General features: G+C 63.9%; 17 protein-coding genes. 5 read left to right on the top strand and 12 right to left on the bottom strand.

The window, feature by feature from the left end; translation table 11 throughout:
• Window positions 1-9: 9 nt before the first annotated feature.
• The 4 genes from ACQR1W_RS02285 to ACQR1W_RS02270 all read right to left on the bottom strand — a co-directional run bounded on the left by ACQR1W_RS02285 (window position 10) and on the right by ACQR1W_RS02270 (window position 3,821).
• Window positions 10-828 (bottom strand): DUF2182 domain-containing protein, encoded by an 819-nt coding sequence (locus ACQR1W_RS02285; RefSeq protein ID WP_434849286.1) that lies wholly within the window; start codon window positions 826-828, stop codon window positions 10-12.
• 51 nt (window positions 829-879) lie between these two features.
• The gene (locus tag ACQR1W_RS02280; RefSeq protein ID WP_434849285.1) at window positions 880-1,512 is read right to left on the bottom strand and encodes a DUF1326 domain-containing protein; all 633 of its coding nucleotides are present in this window, start codon (window positions 1,510-1,512) and stop codon (window positions 880-882) included.
• Window positions 1,513-1,633: 121 nt separating this feature from the next.
• Window positions 1,634-2,827 carry a hypothetical protein gene (locus ACQR1W_RS02275; RefSeq protein WP_434849284.1) on the bottom strand — a complete coding sequence of 398 codons (1,194 nt, stop codon included), beginning with the start codon at window positions 2,825-2,827 and terminating at the stop codon, window positions 1,634-1,636.
• A 538-nt stretch (window positions 2,828-3,365) separates the two neighbouring features.
• Window positions 3,366-3,821, bottom strand: a complete 456-nt coding sequence (locus tag ACQR1W_RS02270; RefSeq protein WP_035981714.1) for a cytochrome c — start codon at window positions 3,819-3,821, stop codon at window positions 3,366-3,368.
• A gap of 250 nt (window positions 3,822-4,071) precedes the next feature.
• Between ACQR1W_RS02270 and ACQR1W_RS02265 the strand changes: the two genes are divergently transcribed.
• Window positions 4,072-5,031, top strand: a complete 960-nt coding sequence (locus ACQR1W_RS02265; RefSeq protein ID WP_434849283.1) for a LysR family transcriptional regulator — start codon at window positions 4,072-4,074, stop codon at window positions 5,029-5,031.
• A gap of 15 nt (window positions 5,032-5,046) precedes the next feature.
• On the opposite strand, the gene ACQR1W_RS02260 is transcribed toward ACQR1W_RS02265, so the two are convergent.
• Window positions 5,047-5,943 carry a LysR family transcriptional regulator gene (locus ACQR1W_RS02260; RefSeq protein ID WP_434849282.1) on the bottom strand — a complete coding sequence of 299 codons (897 nt, stop codon included), beginning with the start codon at window positions 5,941-5,943 and terminating at the stop codon, window positions 5,047-5,049.
• Between the two features lie 54 nt (window positions 5,944-5,997).
• On the opposite strand from ACQR1W_RS02260, the gene ACQR1W_RS02255 reads away from it, so the two are divergent.
• Genes ACQR1W_RS02255 through ACQR1W_RS02240 form a run of 4 tightly spaced genes read left to right on the top strand, consistent with a single transcriptional unit; the run spans window position 5,998 to window position 12,727 of the window.
• Window positions 5,998-7,446 (top strand): MFS transporter, encoded by a 1,449-nt coding sequence (locus ACQR1W_RS02255; protein WP_434849281.1) that lies wholly within the window; start codon window positions 5,998-6,000, stop codon window positions 7,444-7,446.
• Window positions 7,447-7,479: 33 nt separating this feature from the next.
• On the top strand, window positions 7,480-9,180 hold the full coding sequence (locus ACQR1W_RS02250) for an FAD-dependent oxidoreductase (protein WP_434849280.1): 1,701 nt from the start codon (window positions 7,480-7,482) through the stop codon (window positions 9,178-9,180).
• Between the two features lie 33 nt (window positions 9,181-9,213).
• The gene (locus tag ACQR1W_RS02245; protein WP_434849279.1) at window positions 9,214-10,935 is read left to right on the top strand and encodes an alpha/beta hydrolase family protein; all 1,722 of its coding nucleotides are present in this window, start codon (window positions 9,214-9,216) and stop codon (window positions 10,933-10,935) included.
• A 52-nt stretch (window positions 10,936-10,987) separates the two neighbouring features.
• Window positions 10,988-12,727: a thiamine pyrophosphate-requiring protein gene (locus tag ACQR1W_RS02240; RefSeq protein ID WP_434849278.1), complete on the top strand. Its 1,740-nt coding sequence runs from the start codon at window positions 10,988-10,990 to the stop codon at window positions 12,725-12,727.
• Window positions 12,728-12,805: 78 nt separating this feature from the next.
• On the opposite strand, the gene hflX is transcribed toward ACQR1W_RS02240, so the two are convergent.
• From hflX to dusB, 7 genes are all read right to left on the bottom strand, one after another.
• Entirely contained in the window at window positions 12,806-14,197 is a 1,392-nt protein-coding gene (gene hflX, locus ACQR1W_RS02235; RefSeq protein WP_434849277.1) for a GTPase HflX, read from the bottom strand.
• 11 nt (window positions 14,198-14,208) lie between these two features.
• Window positions 14,209-14,457: an RNA chaperone Hfq gene (hfq, locus tag ACQR1W_RS02230; protein ID WP_006613906.1), complete on the bottom strand. Its 249-nt coding sequence runs from the start codon at window positions 14,455-14,457 to the stop codon at window positions 14,209-14,211.
• Between the two features lie 261 nt (window positions 14,458-14,718).
• The gene (locus ACQR1W_RS02225; protein ID WP_008970630.1) at window positions 14,719-16,089 is read right to left on the bottom strand and encodes a sigma-54-dependent transcriptional regulator; all 1,371 of its coding nucleotides are present in this window, start codon (window positions 16,087-16,089) and stop codon (window positions 14,719-14,721) included.
• A gap of 17 nt (window positions 16,090-16,106) precedes the next feature.
• Window positions 16,107-18,470, bottom strand: coding sequence for an ATP-binding protein (locus ACQR1W_RS02220; RefSeq protein WP_434849276.1), 2,364 nt, complete (start codon window positions 18,468-18,470; stop codon window positions 16,107-16,109).
• 167 nt (window positions 18,471-18,637) lie between these two features.
• A complete protein-coding gene (gene ntrC / locus ACQR1W_RS02215; protein WP_008970628.1) occupies window positions 18,638-20,080 on the bottom strand; it encodes a nitrogen regulation protein NR(I) in 1,443 nt (480 codons plus the stop codon).
• Window positions 20,081-20,089: 9 nt separating this feature from the next.
• Window positions 20,090-21,277 carry a two-component system sensor histidine kinase NtrB gene (locus ACQR1W_RS02210; protein ID WP_008970627.1) on the bottom strand — a complete coding sequence of 396 codons (1,188 nt, stop codon included), beginning with the start codon at window positions 21,275-21,277 and terminating at the stop codon, window positions 20,090-20,092.
• Window positions 21,274-22,275: a tRNA dihydrouridine synthase DusB gene (gene dusB, locus ACQR1W_RS02205; RefSeq protein WP_434849709.1), complete on the bottom strand. Its 1,002-nt coding sequence runs from the start codon at window positions 22,273-22,275 to the stop codon at window positions 21,274-21,276. Before dusB ends, ACQR1W_RS02210 begins: the two co-directional genes overlap by 4 nt.
• Between the last annotated feature and the right edge of the window lie 202 nt (window positions 22,276-22,477).

Below are 22,477 nucleotides of genomic sequence, written 5' to 3'. Positions count from 1 at the left end.
AGCCTATCGCTATTGCGAGGACGCCAGCAGCAAGGCGCCCGCGGCAACACTCGCGACACCGGCAGTACGCGCGATCCACCGTCCAGCCGGCGCGACTTTCTCCAGGAGAACAAGCAAAGTCAGGAGCGCGATCCAAAGCACGTTCATCACCCCGACCACGAACAACAGCGCCATCAGGACCCAGCAGCAGCCGACGCAATAGCCGCCGTGCCGAAGCCCCAGCAGCAGGCAGCCTCGCACGTCCTGGCGAAAGCCGCCGTGCCGCATCAGGAACAGGAACGGCGACTGGCATTGGGCGAGACACACGTCCTTCAGCGGTGTCCATTGATAGACGCCCACGGCGATCAGCACGATGCCACCGAGCAGATTGCTGGCGAGCACCATCCGGGAATCCAGCAGGGCTGCCCGCTCGATCCCCCATTGCAGAGCCGTTGCCGCCAGCGAAAAGCCGCTCCAGGCAAGCAGATAACCGGCCGCAAACCAACCGGTCGCAGCGAACGGCTTGCCCTGCGCTTTTCCCTGCCGACCCACGCGGGCGTACATCAGGATCATGGGCGCCGCCGAGGGCGCCATCATTCCGACCATCATCACCACCCACATCAGGAAGACATAGGCAAATTCGATTGCTCGCCACGGCTCATCGGCTGGCAGCATGATTCCGATCCCGGCCGGGATCATGCGAAACCCGGTCATGTCCATGCCACCCATGTCCATGTCGTTGGCGAGCCAGAGCACATAGGCCCAGGCGAGCGCGACAATGATGCTGATCGCGCCGACGATGACCCATCGATCACGCCGCAGCACGGTTTCCAGGGCGGTGTCGGTCATTTGAAATGAGGCGTGTTGGCGGCCGCTTTCACAGCGCCACCGGGTAGGACTCTAGGCCTGGTTCGACCAGCTGATCGGCGCATAAAGGCCGTTCTTCCCGGAATTATCCCAGCGCATGCCATGGTCGCTGAACGTATTGCCGGCAGCGCCGACGGCCATGACCATCCGGTCGGGGGCCACCGGATGACCGATGTTCACCCACATTTCCCCGCTCGGATGCATGGTCGGCAGCGGATCGACCGACATGTGCAGAATGCCCGGGATTTCCGCGGACCGCGTCTTGCCGTCGATCCGGAAGGTGATGGGTGCTTTGCTCACCCCGAGGTTCTTGCTGATCAGCGGCGTGAACGCGGACATAGGACCACCCGCTGCGCCGGAGAAGATCGCACTCAGCGCTTCGGTCTGCTCATCATCGGCGCGCTGATCGATATAGAGAGCCACCGACCAGTTTCCCTCTGCCATCACTCCCGGGGCGTGGAGGATGACGAAGACATTCAGCCCATCGAGCGCGACGTCGCCGTAGCGACCGCTTTCAACGTGGAAGACCAACGGGACGTTGCAAAAGCCTTCGGTCGGCCGCGCGGACAACGGGGCTGCCGCCGAGACGAGGCAGGGACACACGATGCTGCAGCTGCAATTCTCGAAATAGTCACCAGAAAGGTGCCACGCGACCTGCTCCGCCATTGGCCTCTCCCGCTTGGCCGAGAACCCGACAGATTGCTTTAGAATGAACTATTTCTGGTAGAATGCTACGCTGTGCAGGCAGGAATCGCAAGCCAATTCCCCTGTGCGAACATCGTCGCGCTTAGCCGTTTTCGCGCGAGACCATTCGTCTCCGGGCTCGTTTTGAGTTCGAGAGTTCAGCGATGGGGTGACGATAGGTCTCGACGCGACGCAGCCAGCCCGCCTCCCAGATGCGGTTGGTCGGAAGGTTGCGGACCCGTTGCTGCAAGACGGACTGTGCCGCCTCGGTAAATTCCGCCAGCACGGCGGTCGGCTCGCTGGTCGTGCCGTTCATGCTGAGAAGCACTTGTTTGAGACCCCAGCCCTGCCGATTTCCCGTCTGCGTGTTCACGGCCGTTTCAGCCGGGTTGGTCCCTTCGCCCTTGAAATTGATGTAGTCGATCAGCGGATACAGGTCGTTGGACGCGCGTACGATGCGTGCAAACTGGACGACGATGTGCTCGCGCTCCGCCACGTCAGGCGTGTGATCGAGGATCTTGCCGATAGCGCCCTGGGCGCGTGCGACGAGAAATTGAATCTGTCCCGGCACGGTCGCGAGCAGGAATTGCCGCAGCTGTTTCATTTCGAGCGAGTTGAAGTTCTTCTTGAACTCAGCCCGGCTCACCCACGGACAGTGCGGGATCGGCGTCTTGTCGAGCCAAGGAGGGAGATGCGCGCCCTGTTTGCGCAGGAAGTCGAGGAGGGCCGGAAAGCTCTCCTCGAAATTCGTGGTCCTGCTGGCCGGAAACCAGATGAAGTGACCGACGCCGAGCGAGGCGAAATCCTCGTTCGCATTCCACGACGTGACCGCGTTGCGATTGCCATTGGTTTCGTTCTGCCAGATCTTCTGGCCGACCTTTTGCGCCACATCGGCAGGCAGCTTCAATTGCTGTGCCGGGGCGTCCGCGGTCGCGCGGCCCGTTGTCTCAGTCTCCGGCTTTCGCACGACAACGTTTGTTTCAGGCTTCGACGCCTGCGGTTCGGGCGACGGCGCAACACTGTCGAGGTTCGCCTTCTGCTCTTGGGGCGACGGCGCCAGACTCGGCCGCAGCTCCTGCGCGTCGGCAGGCGGCGCAGACGCGCGCTCTGTCGGGTTCTTCTCGGTCTCGACAACCACCGTCCCGACCGGAGCGGCGTCCTCTGCCGACGCTGCTGACCTTGCAATCACGCATGAGAGGAGCAACGCCCCGCAAGCAGGCGCCCAGCGCTGCCAACGACTGGAGCTGACCCGCCGCACCGCTCCCCGACGGCCAGCCGCGCCCGGGCTGCCGATCAAATCACCGCCCATATCCATATCTTAAGGAGCCATTTTGCCTGAAGCGCGAGCCTTGAGAATCGATATCGCGATTCGGTTCCTTGGCTGGGCATATTGTTCCCGGGCAACCGCGTCGCGCTTGCCCCCATTGTGGGTCAAAGGCGGCTCGAAAATATGTCAGTCTGGCGCTCGACATAAGGCAGGTGGCAGGCATCGCCCATGTGTTGCGCGGCGGCCTCATCTTGCACCAGCTCCTGCGCCGGAACGCAAGCACCTCGGATTCCCATATGCCCGCTCGTGCTGCGGACCCGCCCCGGGGAACCTGGCCACTAGCCGGTCGACAGGACGCGTCGTGCGATCTCGACGAAGCGTTGCGCGGGGTGGCAGACAACCCAAATCCGCGCGAATCAGCAACGGAAGGCGCTGTATTGTCGGCTGCTAGCGGTGGATGTGCGGGAGACGAGCGTGACTTTGGCGGCGGCCGTCCACTGATCCCGCAAATGACGCATCACCCGACCCAACCCGGGCCGAGTGATGCGATCGGCCGCACTGCGCCCTGTCAGTCTTCGATCTTGATCCGATAGGACTGATGACAGGCGACGCAATTCTGCATGGTCTTGCCAAGCGTGGCGTTGATCTGCTGCGGTGGTGCGTTGGCTGCCGCCTGAGCCGCGATCTCGTCGAAGCCGCCGCGCACCTGCCCGATCATCATTTTCCAGGCGTCGCTTTCCTTCGCTGCGAGCGTCGGCGGCCGAGCTAGGCCGGCATTGGCCTTGCGCCCGCGCGCTGCGGCTTCCTGGGCGACCCTGTCGAGATCGCCAGAGCCGAGCCCTTCTTCGATCGCCGCGACCGACGTAAGGAACAGGCGCATCTGGTCCAAGACGAATGTTCTTTCCGCTTCGGTCCGGGATACCGGCTCCCGCTTATCAGTGAGATCCGCCGCCCGGCTCTCCAGCAGCGAGACAGACGCCAGCAAAAACGGGACAGCAAGCATCGACGTCAGGTGATGACGCATCAGATCAAACTCCAATTCCAAATGGGGAAGAAGGTCCGTAGCGGCCGTAAGGTATAAGTTTACGCTTTTAGGTCGGGCTTAAGACGCCATCAGATGTCGTGAATGGATTGTTGCCAAACTCATGATCCAAAAAGGTCTTTTGCCCCCATTTTCTAGCTTCCAGCCGCAATAGAGCCTGTCTATGCTACTGGTTCGAAAAGTGGAATGACTGCGCTTCGAATAGAGATATAAGCTGGACATTATATCTGGCATGCCTCCGCAGGACTTGGATCATCGCATCGGCGATTGGCTGCGGCTACGCGACCTCCGGATTTTCCGCGCGGTCGTGGAGAGCGGCAGCATGGCAAAAGCGGCCGGCCGCCTTTCGATCACGCAGCCCGCGGTCTCCCAGGCCATCGCCCAGCTTGAAGCCGCGTTGAAGGTTCGGCTGCTCGACCGCGGGCCACGCGGCGTGGCCCTCACGGTTTATGGTGAAGCGCTCATGCGTCGCGGTACCGAAGCCTTCGATGCGCTCCGGCAGGGATTGCGCGACATCGAGTTTCTCGCCAATCCCGGCGCCGGCGAAATCGTGGTGGGCGCGTCGGAATCGCACATCGCGGGCGGTTTCCTGGCCGAGATCATCCAGAGCGTCGCCCGCGCTCATCCGCAGCTCGCCGTCCGCGTGGTGGAAGCCAACACCGCCGCGGTCGACTTCCACGAATTACGCGACCGCAAGCTCGACATGATGCTCGGACGTATCGCGCGCGACCGACCCGACATGGGCGAAGGCGGCGACTTCAGGGCTGATGTCCTGTTCGACGAGGAGATCCATATCGTCGCGGGGGCTCAGAACGAATGGGTGGCCGTTCCGACCATCGACTTTGCCGACCTCGTCGACCATCCCTGGATCCTCGCCCCCGAAGGCACCGCCGTTTACGAGCTCGTCCGTCGCGCCTTTCAGCAGCGCGGATTGCCGGAGCCGAAGGTCAACGTCACGACCTACTCGATGAATCTCAGGCTGCAATTGCTGATGCAGGGCCCCTACCTCACGGCACTCCCGAGCTCAGTGGTGCGTTTCAATGCGGGACGCTGGGCCCTGACGACGCTGCCACTTTCGCTCGGAAATCCGCTGCCTGTCGCCATCGTCACCTTGCGTCACCGCACGTTCAGCCCGGCTGTCCGCGTCTTCATCGATCACGCGCGCAACGTCACGAAAGCCCTCCGCACCTGATCTGGCCGATGACATCTATTCACGCGACAGCATCCGTCGCGTGATCTCGACGAAGCGCTGCGCGGCTGGAGACAGTCCGAAATCGGCGCGGCTCAGCAGGGAGACATGCCGATGGATCGTGGGCTGCGACAGCGGGACTGCGACGAGCGTCGGAAACTGGGCCTTCGGCAGCATGTGCCCGGGCAGGATGCTGATCCCTAGCCCCTCCGCCGTGAGCGCCAGTGCGGTCGTGATCAGGGATACTTCCAGCGCCGGCTTGAGCTCGCGTCCGGTCTGCGCCAGTGCGTCGTCAATCTGACTGCGAATTCGCGTTCCACGGCGCATTGCGATCAGGTCGGAACTCATGATGGCGTCCCAGGTCAGACGCCGCCGCTTCTCGAAGCTGCCATCCCTGATGCCGATCGCCGATAGCGGGCTTTGCATGAGCGCCTCGATCCTCACCTCCGTCGCCCCCTCCTCCTCGATGCTGCCGAGGCCGAATTCCGCACGCCCCGCCATAACGAAGCCGAGGAGCTCGTCGGGCGCGACATCGAACAGGTCGATGCTCACCTCCGGATGGCGAGAGCGAAAGTTCGCAAACACCCGAGGAAGCAGCGCCGAGGCAACGCCCGCGGAAACCGCAATGGCGATCCGGCCAGCCTTGATCTCGGCGAGGTCGCGCATCCGCCGCGACAAGCCTTGCGCGCCGGCCAGGATGCGTTCCGCAGCCGGAATCGCCTCCCTGCAAGCCGCCGTCGGATGTAACGCACGCGTCGTCCGCTCGAACAATTTGAGTTGAAAGTTCTCCTCGATCTGCCGGATCAGCAGACTGATCGCCGATTGCGTGACGCGCAGCTCCGCCGCTGCCTTGGTGATGCTGCCAAGCCGGTACACCAGGACCAGCGCCTCCAGTTGCCGCAGGCTCGGTGACATTAGCCTTCCTCATGAATGGATGAGAATTTTGTGGCTAATCGAAAGAGTCCGATCATGCAACATATTCGCAACAGCGCTATGGCCGCGGTGACGGCCAACCGGCTGCACAAAAAAATCGGGGAGGGACATTTGACGCAAGGGATCAATATCGGTCGCTACGTCGACGACCGTCCGCTGTCGGCGTTCCAGATTCGGGTGATCTGCCTCTGCGCGCTCGTGGTCGGGCTCGACGGGTTCGATGCACAAGCGCTCGGCTTTGTCGCGCCAGCACTCAGCAAGGACCTGCATCTGGCGCCGGGCGCATTGGGGCCGGTATTTGGCGCGTCCCTGTTCGGCGTCATGGTCGGCTCGCTGCTGTTCGGCGCGCTGGCCGACTATCTCGGACGCAAATGGCTGGTGGTCGCCGGCGTCCTTCTCTTCGCGCTGGGATCGCTGGCGACGAGCCAGGCCTCCAGCGTATCGAACCTCGTCGTCCTTCGGTTCGTCACAGGCATCGGTCTCGGCGGAGTCCTCCCCAATACGATCGCGCTGACCAGCGAATACGCGCCGCAGCGGCGCCGGACGCTGTTGATCATGCTGATGTTCATGACGGTGTCGCTCGGCTCCGCGATCGGCGGCTCGGTCGCGGCGAAGCTCATCACCGCCTATGGCTGGCAGTTCATCTTCGTGATCGGCGGGCTGCTGCCGCTCGTTCTCTGCCCGGTCCTGATGGTCTGGCTGCCGGAATCGCTTTCGCTGCTGGCGCTCGACGGCAGCAAGAATGATCGCGTGCGCGCGCTGCTGACGCGTATCGATCCCTCGGCGCGCTTTCCGGCGGATGCGCGCTTCACCATCGTCGAGGAGAGCGGCACGGGCTTTTTGTTGCCGCAGCTGTTTACGAAGCGGCGGCTGCTGCCGACCTTGCTGCTGTGGATCATGTTCTTCATGAATATGATGGACATCTATTTCCTCAACAGCTGGCTGCCCACGCTCACGCATAAGGTCGGGCTCGAGGTCGAGGCCGCGATCGCCGTCGGCGTGGCGTTCCAGCTCGGCGGGATGCTCGGCACTGTCGGGCTCGGATTGCTGATCGAACGGCTCGGCTTCGACCGCGTCCTGTTCGCGACCTATGTCGCCGGCTTCCTCTCCATCATCACCATCGGCCTCGCCGGTGCGTCATTGCCGGTCCTCGTGCCGGCCGTCTTCATCGCCGGCGTGGCCGTGATCGGCGGACAGATCGGCTGCAACGCCTATGCGGCGCGCATCTATCCGACCTACATCCGCGCCACCGGCCTTGGTTGGGCGCTCGGCATCGGCCGTTTCGGCTCGATCCTCGGTGTCACCCTCGGCGGGTTGATGCTCGCGGCGCAGTGGAACGTGGCGTCGCTGTTTCAGGCGAGCGCCGTGCCGCAGCTCTGCTCGGCGTTGGTCATCCTCGCCCTCGCCGTGCTCGGCATGCGCGGCGGCCTGACCCCGTCCGACGATACACAACGTGATGGGCTTTCAGTGCCCGAGCGCGCCTGAGCCCGGGTCAGGGATCAACCAAGAGAAGATGACATGAAGACGCTTCAAACCCAGGTTCTCATCGTCGGCGCAGGCCCCGTCGGCTTGACCGCCGCCATGGATCTCGCATCGCGCGGCATTGACGTTGTCGTCGCGGAGATCAGGCGCGCCGGTGAGCCGCCCAACGTCAAATGCAACCATGTGTCCGCGCGTTCCATGGAAGTCTTCCGTCGCCTCGGGATCGTCCGCGAGGTGCGCCAAGGCGGGCTGCCCGCCGATTTTCCGAACGACTGCGCCTATCGCACTGCCGTCGTCGGCCGCGAGCTGACGCGCATCCCGATTCCATGCCGCGCCGATCGCTACACCGCGACCGGAGGGCCGGACACTGATTGGCCGACGCCTGAGCCGCCGCATCGCATCAACCAGATCTATCTCGAGCCGATCCTGTTCGCCTGCGCCGAGGCGCAGGCGAACATCCGGATTCTGAACCGCGTCCAGGTCGACCACTTCCATCAGGATGAAAGCGGCGTGACCGCGCGCGCACGTGATCTCGACTCCGATCAGGACATCACCATCACCGCCGGCTATCTGATCGGCTGCGACGGTGGCCGGTCCACGGTCCGCAGGCTGATCGGCTCACGCCTGAGCGGTACCGACGTGGTGCAGCGGGTGCAGTCCACCTACATTCACGCCCCGGCGCTCAAGGACCTGATCAGCCAGAAGCCGGCATGGATGACGATGTCGCTCAATCCACGCCGCTGCGGCACCACCGTCTCCATCGATGGCCGCGACAATTGGCTGATCCACAACCACCTCGCTCCGGAGGAGGTGGAATTCGACAGCGTTGATCGCGATTGGGCGCTCCGCACCATCCTCGGCGTCGACGACCGTTTCCAGTATGAGATCATCAGTAAGGAGGACTGGGTCGGCCGTCGCCTGGTCGCCGATCGTTTCCGCGATCGCCGAGCCTTCATTTGTGGCGATGCGGCGCATCTGTGGATTCCCTATGCCGGCTACGGCATGAACGCGGGGATCGCCGATGCGGTCGATCTTTGCTGGATGCTGGCAGGTGTCCTGCAAGGATGGACGAGCCCTGCCCTGCTCGATGCCTATGAGGCGGAGCGGCAGCCGATCACCGAGCAGGTGTCCCACTTTGCAATGAACCATGCGCTTGCCGTGATGAGTCAGAGGCGGTCCGTGCCTGCCGAGGTGGAGATCGACGGTCCGGTCGGCGACGCAGTGCGAGAGAGGGTCGGTCAAGCTGCCTACGATCTCAATGTGCAGCAATATTGCTGTGCCGGCCTGAACTTCGGTTATTACTACGACCGATCTCCTGCGATTTCCTATGACGGCGAGACGCCCCCACCCTATGGCATGGGCCATTTCACCGCCTCGACAGTGCCTGGCGCACGCGCGCCGCACGTCTGGCTCTCCGACGGTCGCTCGTTGCTGGACGCGCTCGGCCCGGCCTATACGCTGGTCCGGTTCGATCAGGCCGTCGATGCCGCGCCGCTGGTCGAAGCTGCGAAGCGGCATGCTGTTCCCTTGACGCTGGTCGATATCGATCGAGACCAGGCTGGCTACGGCTTTCCGGAAAGTCTGCTGCTGCTGCGGCCGGATTCGCATATCGCCTGGCGCGGCATGGTCGCACCGAGCGAGCCCAATCGACTGTTCGACCGCTTGCGCGGCGCGGCCTCCCAACCAGCCAGTCGTGAGCACGATGTCAGACAAGCAGCAAACGTTCACGTCGCTTGATTGCAAGTTGCGCCTTTTCGGATGGAGGACTCGATGTCCAAGGGAACCATGGCTGTAATAGGAGCCGTTCTTGTCTTTGTAGGTGGGATGTTGGCGCATTTCACTCAGACGACCAATGGCATTCGTATTGAAGACGTGCGTTTCAAGGGCGCCGCGGGGAATACCATGAGCGCTCTCGTCTACGTTCCGCAGAATGCGAGCGAGAGGAGTCCCGCGCCCGGGATCCTCGCGGTCCATGGCTACATCAACTCCCGCGAGACGCAGGACGGTTTTGCGATCGAATTCGCCAGGCGCGGCTATGTCGTCGTGGCACTAGACCAGACCGGTCACGGCTACAGCGATCCGCCTGCTTTCGCACACGGCTTCGGCGGTCCCGATGGCCTGGCCTATTTGCGTAGCCTGCCCTATGTCGACAAGGACAATATCGGCCTTGAAGGGCACTCCATGGGCGGCTGGACAGTGCTTGCCGCGGCTGCAGCGATGCCGGACGCCTACAAATCGATCGTGCTGGAGGGCTCATCTACCGGAAAGCCCTTTGCAGCCGAAGGAACACCGACCTGGCCACGCAACCTCGCTGTGGTCTTCTCCCAGTATGACGAGTTCTCCCAGATCATGTGGGGTAGCGAGTACGCAAGGAATGTCCCTCAGTCGGCAAAGCTCGCCGCCGTGTTCGGCGCTGCGGGACCGATCGAGCCCGGCAGGACTTACGGAGATATCAGCCAAGGTACCGCGCGAGTTCTTTATACCCCCGCAATTACGCACCCGGCTGATCACTTCTCCCGCGAAGCGATCGGCGACAGCCTCGACTGGTTCAGCAGAACGTTGACAGGCGGCACACCTCTGCCGCCGACCGATCAGATCTGGCTCCGCAAGGAGATCGGCACTCTGATCGCCCTCACAGGGTTCGTTGTGCTTCTGCTCGGTGCGTTCGACCTGCTCCTGACGTGGCCACCGTTTGCCTCTCTTCGGATCGAGCCGGCCCACTGGGATACGGCGAGTGCAGCGCTGCCTAAGGGAAGAGCTTGGTGGGCCGCCTTTTGGATCTCCGCGCTGCTGCCTGCGATAACTTACTATCCTGCCTTTGCCATCGGAAATGCGTGGCTGCCGCCATCGCGTTTCCTCCCGCAGGCTTTCACAACCCAGATCATGATCTGGGCGCTCCTCAACACGGTGATCACGTTAGCGCTGCTGCCGTTCGTGCCGAGGCGCACCGGGCGCAAAGGTGTCGCGGGACAGGCCGTCTTGATCGCAATTGCGACCATAGCCATCGGCGTTCTGACGGTTTGGCTTGCCGACCTACTGTTCAAGATCGACCTACGTTTCTGGGTCGTCGCACTCAAATTGCCGAGCGCAACGCAAGTGATGATCATGCTGATCTACCTTGTTCCGTTTACGCTCTTCTTCATTGTCGCGCTGCGCGCACTGCACTCAAATTTCAGCCGCTTGGATGCGCCTGCGATCGGCCATTACGTCACGACTGTCCTAGTCCTTTCACTGGGTCTTATCGTTCTCATCGGTGGTCAATATCTGGCAATGTGGTTTGGCGGAAAATTGTTAAATCCATTCCCAACTTCGCCCGTCGTGCCGCTGTCGACCATCATTGGAATTCAATTCGTTCCGCTCCTTGCGGCCGTCGCCGTGATCTCGACCTTTACGTGGCGGCGGACCGGCACGTCTCTGCCGGGCGCGTTGATCTGCGGGCTGCTGGTGACCTGGTACACCGTGGCAGGGACGGCGACGCAAGCTGCGGTGTGATTCCGCGCCCAGCTCGGCGAAGCGCTCCATGCCAACCAGAACCTCAATAGCGATGACAACGCACAGCACCGCGCACTACTTCCTCGAGGCGCTCGTCGACCTCGGGATCGACTACATCTTTGCCAATCTCGGCACCGATCATGTGTCGCTGATCGAGGAAATCGCGCGCTGGGACAGCGAAGGCCGGCGCCATCCCGAGGTCATCCTGTGTCCTCACGAGGTGGTCGCGGTGCATATGGCGGCCGGATATGCGATCGCAACCGGCCGCGGCCAGGCCGTGTTGGTCCATGTCGACGCCGGCACCGCAAACGCGTGCATGGCAATCCAGAATGCGTTTCGTTACCGCCTGCCGGTTCTGCTGCTTGCCGGCCGTGCGCCGTTCGCACTCCACGGCGAGTTGACGGGTGCGCGCGACACCTATGTTCACTTCGTGCAGGACAGTTTCGATCAGGCCAGCATCGTGCGTCCCTACGTGAAATGGGAGTACACGCTGCCGTCGGGGATCGTCGTGAAGGAGGCGCTGGCGCGCGCTGCTGCGTTCATGCACAGCGATCCGCCCGGGCCGGTCTACATGATGCTGCCGCGCGAAACGCTCGCCGAGACCTGGGACGAACAGGCGATGCCGGCTTACCTGCCGACGCGCTATGGGAGCGTCAAAGCCGGCGGTATCGAGGCGGCCCGCGCGCAGGCCGTTGCGGAAGCGCTGATGGCTGCCGAGAACCCAATCGCGCTGACGGCTTACCTCGGACGCAATCCCGAAGCCGTGTCGGCGCTGGAACGGCTGGCGCTCGTCTGCGGCATCCGCGTCGCCGAGTTCAATCCCGTGACGGTGAACATTCCCCAGGACTCGCCGTGCTTCGCCGGGTCGGACCCGGCCGCGCTGCTGGCCAGCGCCGATCTCGGGCTGCTGGTCGACATCGACGTTCCCTTCATCCTGCAGACGCAGACGGTGGAGGGAGCAGATCGGCTGCACTGGATCCAGATCGACCTCGACGCCCTTAAGGCCGATATTCCGATGTGGGGATTTGCGACCGACCTTCGCATCCAAGGCGATTCGGCCATCATCCTTCGCCAGGTTCTGGAGATCGTCGTCGCACGTGCGGACGACGCCTATCGGCGGAAGGTGCACGATCGGATCGCAAGTTGGCAGCCCGCCCGCGAGGCGGCCCGGGCGAGACTGAGATCGGCAGCGGCGCAGAAGGGCTCCTCCGGCGCGATCAACCCCGCCTATCTCTTCGCGCATCTGCAGGCGCACCTGTCCGAGGATGACATCGTCCTCAACGAGGCCGTGCGCAATGCGCCCGTGCTGCAGCAGCAGCTTCCCCGAACCAGGCCGCTGACCTATGTGGGCCTGGCGGGAGGCGGCCTCGGCTTCAGCGGCGGCATGGCCCTGGGACTCAAGCTCGCCAATCCGTCGCGCCGTATAGTGCAGATCGTTGGCGATGGCGCCTTCCACTTTGCCGCGCCGGATTCCGTCTACGCCGTGTCCCAGCAATATGAATTGCCGATCTTCTCCGTGATCCTCGACAATGGCGGCTGGCAGGCGGTGAAGGCCTCGGTTCAGCGCGTGTATCCCGACGGCGCCGCGCAACGCGCCGATGCCTTCCTCTCCAGGCTGCGCAGCGGCCGTCAGGACGAGCGGCGGCAGCTGGCCGATATCGCTTCTGCGTTCGGCGCTTACGGTGAGCGGGTCGGCGACCCGGACCAGCTCGATGCGGCGATCGAGCGCTGCCTTGCTGCACTCGATGGCGGCTGCACCGCCGTCCTGCACGTCGACATCACGCCGCTGTAGCCTCATCACCCCCGGGCAGGAGCAGCGTTCGCCGATCTGAGGATGCCTGACGACGAGGACGAACCAACCCTCGCCGACTTATGCTACGCGCGGCACGGCTTGATAGCGGTCCACCACGATGTCGCGCTTGCTGGGATCGACGCGCACCGTCATCTCGTAGCGGCCATCGTGCAGCTCCTTGTTGAGCACCTCGGCATTGCGATGCAGCCAGCTGATCCCGGCGCCATCGGCGGCGTCGATTGAGAGATCGAGCGTGGTGCGCGCCGCGGCCAGCCGATCCTCGATCGTCTGCAGCAGGGCATCCACGCCCTCCCCGGTCGCGGCCGAGACCAGCAGGCAGGGCCGCTCCGGCGGGCGCCGGGCCGCTATGTTCTCGAGGTTTTCGCGCCCGGCATCGTCCAGGCAATCGACCTTGTTCCAGACCTCGATGATGTTGTCGCTGGCCTCCGGGTCTATGCCGAGCTGGCTCAGTACCATCTCGACGTCCTGCTGCTGCGCTTCGGCGTCTTCGTGCGAGATGTCGCGCACATGCAGGATGACGTCCGCTTCCAGCACCTCCTCGAGCGTGGCGCGGAAGGCCGCGACCAGCTGTGTCGGCAGGTTGGAGATGAAGCCGACCGTGTCGGACAGCATGGCCTTGCCGCCATGCGGCAGGCTGATCGCGCGCAAGGTCGGATCGAGTGTTGCAAACAGCATGTCGGCAGCCTGCACATCGGCGCGTGTCAACCGGTTGAACAGCGTCGACTTGCCAGCATTGGTATAGCCGACCAGCGCCACCACCCGATAGGGCACGCGCTGGCGGCCAGCCCGATGCAGCCTCCGCGTCGCCTGCACCTTCTTCAGTTCGTTTTCGAGCCGGCTGATGCGTTCGCTGATCAGCCGGCGATCGGCCTCGATCTGGGTCTCGCCCGGACCGCCCATGAAACCGAAACCGCCGCGCTGGCGCTCCAGATGGGTCCAGGAGCGGACCAGACGGCTGCGCTGGTAGTTCAGATGCGCGAGCTCGACCTGCAGCGAGCCCTCTTTGGTCTTGGCGCGACGGCCGAAGATCTCGAGAATGAGCCCGGTGCGATCGAGCACCTTGGTATTCCAGGCCTTCTCGAGATTGCGCTGCTGGATCGGCGACAGCGCGCAATCCATCACCACGAGCTCGATGCCGTGCCCCGGCATTTGGCCGGCGATCAGTCCCGCGATCTCGTCGACCTTGCCCTTGCCGAGATAGGTGGCGGGCCTGATCTGGCCGATCGGCGCGAGTACGGCCTCCGCCACCGTGAGATCGATGGCACGCGCCAAGCCCTTGGCTTCGTCGAGCCGAGCTTCGAAATCGCGCGCGTCAGATGTGCCGGACTGCAGGGCGCCGTCGCCACGACGCGCCCGCAAATACGGACCGACGACGATCACCCGCCCGGTGTTTTGCACATCTGCCGACTTCGGATGGTCGGCGCCCCGATCGCGATCGCGGGGTTCCAATCAGATCACTCTCACGCCGATGCGTCCTCGCCGCCTTCGAACAGCTGGATCGGTGCCCCCGGCATGATGGTCGAGATCGCATGCTTGTAGACCAGCTGCGAATGGCCGTCGCGCCGAAGCAGCAGGCAAAAATTGTCGAACCAGGTGACAATCCCCTGCAATTTCACACCGTTCACCAAAAAGATCGTCAGTGGCGTTTTGGTTTTACGAACATGATTGAGGAAGGTGTCTTGTAGATTTTGAGCGCGGTCTGCCGCCATTGTTGTTATCTCGCGTCGTGTGCTTTTTTCTTATTGAACCCGTGGTCCGACGCAACGTCGTCGGACCCTTCAGGTCGCCCATGCTCCAGTGAGATCCCCCTCGCGGAATATGGGCGGTAGGATTAGAAGGCAGCCGCGATCAATAGGCAAGCTGCTTGCACGGACACAGGTTCCAAAACACCGGCATTTCTCCGTAAATTTCCGGAAAATGCCTGATTGTCCCAAACAAAATCGCGCTCGCAGAGCGGATTTGACGGACCACTACCCGACCCCGAGCGCCTTCAGCTTGCGATGCAGGGCGGATCGTTCCATGCCGACGAACTCCGCGGTTCGCGAGATATTCCCGGAGAAACGACTGATCTGTGCGATCAGATAGTCGCGCTCGAACACCTCGCGCGCTTCCCGCAGCGGCAATCCCATGATGTGTTCGCCATTGTTGCTGGTCGGCATCGCCGGCACCATCGAGCCGACGTCGGGCGGCAGCATGTCGGCAGTGATGATCACCTCAGGGCCGCCGGCGGCGAGAATCATGACGCGCTCCACATTGTTGCGGAGCTGGCGCACATTACCGGGCCAGACGTGCGACTGCAGCACAGCCATGGCGTCCTGTCCGATCTGTCGCTTCGGCAGGCCAGTCGTGACCGAGATCTGGTCCATGAAGTAGTCGATCAGTTCGGGAATGTCTTCGCGCCGTTCGGCGAGCGGGGGCACGCGGATCGGCACAACCGACAGGCGGTGATAGAGGTCCTCGCGGAAGCGACCGGCTGCAATCTCCTCTTCGAGATTGCGCGCCGTCGAGGAGATGATTCGGACGTCGACATGCACCTTGGTGGTGCCGCCCGAGCGCTGGAAGGTCTGATCGACCAGCACGCGCAAGATCTTGTTCTGGGTTTCGCGCGGCATGTCGGCGATCTCGTCGACGAACAAGGTGCCGCCATGCGCCTCCTCCAGCGCGCCGGTCTTGCGCGGCTGCTCGCCATTGGACTGCTCGACGCCGAACAATTCCTCTTCCATCCGCTCCGGCGTGATCGCGGCGGCGTTGATCACCACGAACGGTCCCTCCGCGCGCGGTGATGCCGTATGCAGGGTGCGCGCTGCGAGCTCCTTGCCGGAGCCGGGCGGGCCCACGATCAGGATGCGGCTGTTGGCCTTGGCTGCGCGCTCGATGGTCTGGCGCAGCTGGTTCATGGCCGGCGACCGGCCGGTCATCACGCTGGCGGTCGGCGCCAGCTGCTTCAGCTCGCGGACCTCGCGCTTCAGGCGCGAGTTTTCCAGCGCCCGCGTCGCGACCAGGATCAGCCGGTCCGACTTGAACGGCTTCTCGATGAAATCATAGGCGCCGCGCTTGATGGCGGCGACCGCAGTCTCGATGTTGCCATGGCCGGAGATCATCACGACCGGAAGGTCCGGATGGTCCTTCTTGATCTGCTCCAACAGCTGCAAGCCGTCGAGCTTGGAGCCCTGCAGCCAGATGTCGAGAAACACCAGGTTCGGGCGACGGCTCGTAATTTCCGCCAGCGCCGAATCGCTGTCGCGCGCGGTGCGCGTCGTGAAGCCCTCGTCATCGAGGATGCCGGCGACCAGCTCGCGGATATCGGCCTCGTCGTCGACAATCAGAATATCACTCGCCATGGATCACGCCTGTCTCGTCAGCCGCCTGATGCGGCTTTGATTTTTGTTTCATTGTTGGTCGTCTCAGCCGGCCTTGCGGTTTCCCCAGCCGGCTCCTTTGTTTCGGCACTTGCGACGGCACCTTCAGCGCCCTGCTCCTTCGCGTCCGACTCCTTGGCGTCCGACTTGGCCGCCTGCCCTGACACGGCAAAACGCAGCCGCATCCAGGCGCCGCGCTGCCCGGCGCGGAAATCCGAGGCGTCCTTCAGCTCTAACCGGCCGCCATGGTCTTCCAGCACGCGGCCGACGATGGCCAAACCCAGGCCCGTGCCCTTGGCACGCGTGGTGACGTACGGTTCCAGAAGCCGTTGACGCGCCACCTTGGGCAGCCCGATGCCATTGTCGATCACGTCAATGAGGACATCGCCGCCCTCTTGCGCGACCACCACGTCGATGCGCCCCTTGCCGAGGTCTTCCGGCGGAACGACTTCGATCGCCTCGGTCGCGTTCTTGATGATGTTGGTGAGCGCCTGCGAGATCAGGCGGCGGTCGAACTGCGCGCGCAGCGGGTCCTGTTTGATATCGGTCTCGATGTCGATCTCGGGGTGGGCGACCTTCATCAGGAACACCGCCTGGCGCACGGTGTCCGCGACATCCTCGCCCTCCATCACCGGCTTCGGCATCCGCGCAAAGCGCGAGAACTCGTCGACCATTCGCCTGATGTCGTCGACCTGCCGCACGATTGTCTCGGTGCATTGCTCAAAAACGGCCTTGTCCTCGGTGATGACCTTGCCGAATTTGCGGCGAATCCGTTCTGCCGAGAGCTGAATCGGCGTCAGTGGATTCTTGATCTCGTGTGCGATGCGGCGCGCCACATCGCCCCAGGCCGATGTGCGCTGCGCCGAGACCAGCTCGGTGATGTCGTCGAGCGTGATGATGTAGCTGTCGCGGGCCTGATTGGTCTGCTCGGCGGTGACGCGCACCGAGAGATTTCGCTCGTGGCCGTCGCGCTGGATCGTGATCTGTCCCTGCACCAGCCGCTGCTTGCCTTCGCGCGCGGTCTTCATCATCTCGTCGAGTTCGGGCAGCACCTCCAACAACGGATGGTCGAGCGTCTCGGATTCGGCGTGCCCGATCAGCTTCTCCGCCGAGCGGTTGAGAATGCCGACCGAGCCCGAGGCATCGACGCCGATGATTCCCGCCGAGGCCGAGGACAGCACCGCTTCGATGAAGCGGCGGCGGCTGTCGATCAGTTCGCTGGCATTGACGAGCTCGTCGCGCTGGGTGCGCAGCTCCTGCGTCATCTTGTTGAAGGTCTCGCCGAGCTGGGCCAGGTCACCCTCGGACGTGTGCACGGGCACCTGGACGTTGAGATCGCCGGTTGAGACCGTCTTCGCCGCGCTCATCAGGCGACGGATCGGCGCCACCAGCCGGTTGGCAAAATTCAAGCCGATCAGCACCGAGGCCATCAGGATCGTCAATGCGATCACCGCGAACATCAGCGCGAAGGCGACCTGGATGCCGAGTCGGCGCGATTCGACCTGTGCATATTCGGCGACGGAAAGCTCGGTCTGCTTCAGCTGCGTGACCACCCTGGGATCGAGCGCCCGCGCGACATAAAGGAAGGTGTCGTTGAAGGCGCGCAGGCGGATCACGGCTGCGACGTAATTGGCCTCCGGGAACACCGCGATCTGCGGCTCGGTCTCGTTGACGTTGCTCAGGAAGTCGGCCGGCGGGGTCTGGTAGCTGTACTCGACACCGGTCTGCGCCGTCTCCAGCACGTTGCGGTCCTTGTCGATCAGCATCGCGCCCGGCAGATTGCGTGACGCCGCGCTTGCGGTGAGCAGCTCGCGGAAGGTCGCACGATCCTGGTCGAACAACGGCCGGGCGTGGGCGATGTCATTGGCCATGCCCAGAATATCGCCGCGGATCAGCTGCGCGTGCTCGTAGGTATAGGCGCGCGCCACTGTCAGCGAGTTCTGGATCGCCTCCCGGGCCGGGCCGGAGAACAGCCGGTCGAGGCCGCGGTCGATCGTCACATTGGCGACGATGGCGACCAGCACCGCCGGCAGCACCGCGATGATCGAGAACAGGCCGACCACCTGCACGTGCAGGCGCGCCGCCGCCCGGCCCCGCCGGCGGGCCTGGACCATCTGCCAGACCTCGCGGATGATGATCCCGACCAGGATCAGGATGGTGCCGGCGTCGATCAGCAGGAAGGTGCTGACCACCTCGGGCGTCGGCTCGATCGGCGTCAGGCCGACCAGCACGACAAAGCTCAGGAACGCCGAGCCCAGCGCCAACGCCACGGCGAACGGCCCCAACAGGGTACGCCACGTCCAGCGCCGTCCCTCAGGGGGCGGCGAATCGAACGGGGTGGCCGAGGTCTCTGCGTTGGTCATTCCGGCAAGGGGTGTGATGCTGAACGGGAGTCCGGTTGATTCGGACTGATGCATTCATACCACAATGTTGCCGAATTGCGACAAATCCACGGCGCTGCGGACGTCCCGGATTCATCCGGTTTTAATTTCTGCGGTAACCGCGGAATGGCGTCGCCTAAAAATACCTCCTAGGCACCGCTGCGGTAGACCTGGATATCGAGGTCGCGAATCTTCTTGCGCAGCGTATTGCGGTTCAACCCAAGCAGATCGGCGGCGCGAATCTGATTTCCCCGGGTCGCAGCGAGCGCGGCCGTGAGCAGCGGCACCTCGATCTCCTTGAGGATGCGGTGATAGAGGCCCGGCGGCGGCACGCCGTTCGGGAACCCCTGGAAATGCGAGGACAGGTAGGCCTCCACCGCGCCCCCCAGATTGTCGATCGAATGCGACGAATTGTTTCCGGCGTTGACGGCGGGCGGCGCCAGTTCGCCATCGATGACGGAGGACGTGATCACGTCCTGCGGATAGAGCGCAGCCAGCCGCCGCGCGAGGTTCTCCAATTCGCGCACATTGCCCGGCCAGCGGTGCTGCTTGAGCCGCTCCAGCGCGGCCGCGTCGAGCTTCTTCGGTGGCAGCCCGTCCTTCTCGGCCAGCGCGAAGAAATGTCGCACCAGATCCGGCAGGTCCTCGATCCGCTCGCGCAACGGCGGCAGCCGCAACGGCACGACGTTCAGGCGGAAGAACAGGTCTTCACGGAACAGACCCTGCTGGATCAGGATGCGCAGGTCCTTGTTCGAGGCGGCGACGATGCGCACGTCGGTCTTGATCGGGGTGCGGCCGCCGACCGTGGTGTATTCGCCCTGCTGCAGCACGCGCAACAGCCGCGTCTGCGCCTCCATCGGCATGTCGCCGATCTCGTCCAGGAACAGCGTGCCGCCCTCGGCCTGCTCGAACCGGCCGGAAGCGCGGGCATTGGCGCCGGTGAAGGCGCCGCGCTCATGGCCGAACAATTCCGATTCGATCAGGTCGCGCGGGATCGCCGCCATGTTGACGGCGACGAACGGGCCGTTGCGGCGCTTGCCGTAGTCGTGCAGCGCGCGGGCGACCAGTTCCTTGCCGGTGCCGGATTCGCCCGAGATCATCACGGTGAGGTCGGTCTGCATCAGCCGTGCCAGCACGCGGTAGATCTCCTGCATCGCCGGCGAGCGGCCGACCAGCGGGATCGATTCGAACTCGGAATCGTCGGGCTGCGAAGCCGCGCGTTCCTTGGGCTCGGCGAGCGCACGCCCGACGATCGCGATCAGCTCCTTCAGGTCGAACGGCTTTGGCAGATATTCGTAGGCGCCCCGCTCCGAGGCGCGGATCGCGGTCATGAACGTGTTCTGCGCGCTCATGACGATCACGGGAAGATTCGGCCGCATCTTCTTGATGCGCGGCAACAGGTCGAAGGCATTCTCGTCCGGCATCACCACGTCGGTGATGACGAGATCGCCCTCGCCCTGGCTCACCCAGCGCCACAGCGTGGCGGCGTTGCCGGTCAGCCGCACCTCGTAACCGGCGCGCGACAGCGCCTGGTTGAGGACCGTGCGGATCGCCGTATCGTCGTCGGCGACAAGAATGCTACCTGCAGGCATGGGTCGTCCTCATCTTGATCCCTGTGAGGCATGCAACGGCGTCCCGGAAACGTCATCGCCATGGCTTTTGTTGAGGCTGTGGTCTGGTTGTTTGCTTGCGCTGTACATCGGCATCAGCACCCGGAAGGTGGTCTTGCGCGGCTGTGACTCGCACTCGATGATCCCGCCATGGTCGCCGATGATTTTTGCAACCAATGCAAGACCGAGGCCGCTGCCGGTCGGCTTGGTGGTCACGAACGGATCGAACAGGTTCGGCATCAGGTCTTCCGGCACGCCGGGGCCGTTGTCCCTGACGCAGAACTCCAGCGGCAGCGACACCCGCGACTTCTTGCCGGGAACCGAGAGCCGCACGCCGGGCCGGAACGCGGTGGTGAGCTGGATTTCGGCATCGGTGCCGAGATCGACCACGGCCTCGGCGGCGTTCTTGACCAGGTTCAGGAACACCTGGATCAGCTGGTCCTGGTTGGCGAGCACCGGCGGCAGCGAGGGATCGTAATCCTCGATGAAGCGGACGTTGCGGGCGAAGCCCGATTGCGCCAGCCGTTTCACATGGTCGAGCACGGAATGGATGTTGACCGGCCCGCGCGCCACCGGGCGGTCGTCGCCGAACACCTCCATGCGGTCGACCAGCGTGACGATGCGATCGGCCTCGTCGCAGATCAGCCGGGTCAGCATGCGGTCTTCGCTTGAGGCCTGCTGCTCCAACAGCTGCGCAGCGCCGCGGATGCCGGAGAGCGGATTCTTGATCTCATGCGCAAGCATGGCGGCGAGCGCGATCACCGAGCGCGCGGCGCTGCGATGGGTGAGCTGACGGTCCATCTTGTCGGCGATGGTGCGCTCCTGCAGCATCACCACGATATGGCCGGCACGCTCGGGCAACGGGGCGACATGAAGATCGACCAGCCGGTCGGCGCCGGTGCGCGGCGTGCCGAGATCGACCTTGTATTCGTTGACCGGCGCGCTGGTGGTGCGGACCTGGTCGATCAGCGCCAGCAGCGGGCTGCCGAACGGCACCAGCTTCTTCAGCGATTGCCGCTGCAGGAATTGGGTGGAGGAATCGAAGAAGGATTCCGCCGCCATGTTGGCGTCCACGATCATGCCGTCCGGTCCCACCACGAGCACCGGATTGGGCAAGGCGTTGAGGATGGCATCGCCATCGGATGGCGGGCGCTTGCGCTGTTCTGCGGCTGAGCTCATGCGGCTGCACTCCAGGCAAAATCGTCGAAAGCGTCATCGAGCTGCCGATGCACATCGGTCGGCTGCTCGGAGGTGAGGATGCGCGCGCGCCACGCCTTCAATTTTTCGGCCGGCGCGCTCGCGGCCCGGGCGGCGACATCGAGGCCCCAGGCGAGATGCTTGCGGGCGTGGCGCAGGCCGACCCGCGCGCCGTAGTGATCGCAGATCGCGGCGTAGAGGGTTTGGAGATAATCGAGCTGTTGCGCCAGTTCGGGCGCCGCCTCTTCCGCCGCGCCGGCGAGCCTGCGGCCGATCTGGCCGGGCAGCCAGGGCTGGCCTTGCGCACCACGGCCGATCATCACGGCGTCCGCCCCTGATGCATCGAGCGCCTCGCGCGCGTCGTCGAAGGAGGTGATGTCGCCGTTGACGACGAGCGGCACGGTCACGGCGTCCTTCACCGCGCGCACCGCCGCCCAGTCCGCTTCTCCCTTGTAGAACTGGCTGCGGGTGCGGCCATGCACGGTGATGAGCTGCACGCCTGCGGCTTCGGCCCGGCGCGCCAGCTCTGGCGCATTCTTGCTGCGCTCGTCCCAGCCGAGCCGCATCTTCAAGGTCACGGGCACGGAGACGACGGCGATCGTCGCCTCGATCAGGCTGAGCGCATGGTCGAGATCGCGCATCAGGGCCGAGCCGGACTGGCCGCCGGTGACGTGGCGTGCCGGGCAGCCCATGTTGATGTCGATGATGTCGGCGCCGGAGGCCTCGGCCACGCGCGCGCCCTCCGCCATCCAGTGCGCCTCGCAGCCGGCGAGCTGCACCACATGCGGCCCAATGCCGCTGGCTTCGCAGCGCAATCGGGATATCCACCGGCCTCTGACGAGGTCGTCGCTCGCGGTCATCTCGGACACGACAAGGCCGGCGCCGAGCTCGGCCGCCAGGCGGCGGAACGGGGCGTCCGTCACCCCCGACATCGGCGCGAGGAGGGCTTGATTGGCGAGCGGAACCTCGCCGATTTTCAATGGCTTGGCACTAGGTTTGGCCGGACCGGTCACGGACGACTCACGGGCTCTTCAGGCGCAACATTGCGACTGCCTTGCACTCTCCAGCACAATGATTGGGCAGTCAAGCGTTATGCCTACACTTTAGCCAAAACTACCCATGTTTCAAGTGCAGCGCAGCAAATTTTGCTTGTTGAACGGTCATGGTAAACCCGGAACGACC

Origin of the sequence: Bradyrhizobium sp. HKCCYLS1011 (assembly GCF_051167795.1) — a bacterium.
GTDB lineage: Bacteria > Pseudomonadota > Alphaproteobacteria > Rhizobiales > Xanthobacteraceae > Bradyrhizobium.
Note: the sequence above shows the minus strand (reverse complement) of the source record. Positions and strands in the feature narration are given on the sequence as shown.

What these genes read in the sequence shown, in the direction of transcription:
- ACQR1W_RS02285 (WP_434849286.1), bottom strand. Translation starts at nt 828, where the DNA reads ATGACCGACACCGCCCTGGAAACCGTGCTGCGGCGTGATCGATGGGTC.
- ACQR1W_RS02280 (WP_434849285.1), bottom strand. Translation starts at nt 1,512, where the DNA reads ATGGCGGAGCAGGTCGCGTGGCACCTTTCTGGTGACTATTTCGAGAAT.
- ACQR1W_RS02270 (WP_035981714.1), bottom strand. Translation starts at nt 3,821, where the DNA reads ATGCGTCATCACCTGACGTCGATGCTTGCTGTCCCGTTTTTGCTGGCG.
- ACQR1W_RS02265 (WP_434849283.1), top strand. Translation starts at nt 4,072, where the DNA reads ATGCCTCCGCAGGACTTGGATCATCGCATCGGCGATTGGCTGCGGCTA.
- ACQR1W_RS02260 (WP_434849282.1), bottom strand. Translation starts at nt 5,943, where the DNA reads ATGTCACCGAGCCTGCGGCAACTGGAGGCGCTGGTCCTGGTGTACCGG.
- ACQR1W_RS02255 (WP_434849281.1), top strand. Translation starts at nt 5,998, where the DNA reads ATGCAACATATTCGCAACAGCGCTATGGCCGCGGTGACGGCCAACCGG.
- ACQR1W_RS02250 (WP_434849280.1), top strand. Translation starts at nt 7,480, where the DNA reads ATGAAGACGCTTCAAACCCAGGTTCTCATCGTCGGCGCAGGCCCCGTC.
- ACQR1W_RS02245 (WP_434849279.1), top strand. Translation starts at nt 9,214, where the DNA reads ATGTCCAAGGGAACCATGGCTGTAATAGGAGCCGTTCTTGTCTTTGTA.
- ACQR1W_RS02240 (WP_434849278.1), top strand. Translation starts at nt 10,988, where the DNA reads ATGACAACGCACAGCACCGCGCACTACTTCCTCGAGGCGCTCGTCGAC.
- hfq (WP_006613906.1), bottom strand. Translation starts at nt 14,457, where the DNA reads ATGGCGGCAGACCGCGCTCAAAATCTACAAGACACCTTCCTCAATCAT.
- ACQR1W_RS02225 (WP_008970630.1), bottom strand. Translation starts at nt 16,089, where the DNA reads ATGGCGAGTGATATTCTGATTGTCGACGACGAGGCCGATATCCGCGAG.
- ACQR1W_RS02220 (WP_434849276.1), bottom strand. Translation starts at nt 18,470, where the DNA reads ATGACCAACGCAGAGACCTCGGCCACCCCGTTCGATTCGCCGCCCCCT.
- ntrC (WP_008970628.1), bottom strand. Translation starts at nt 20,080, where the DNA reads ATGCCTGCAGGTAGCATTCTTGTCGCCGACGACGATACGGCGATCCGC.
- ACQR1W_RS02210 (WP_008970627.1), bottom strand. Translation starts at nt 21,277, where the DNA reads ATGAGCTCAGCCGCAGAACAGCGCAAGCGCCCGCCATCCGATGGCGAT.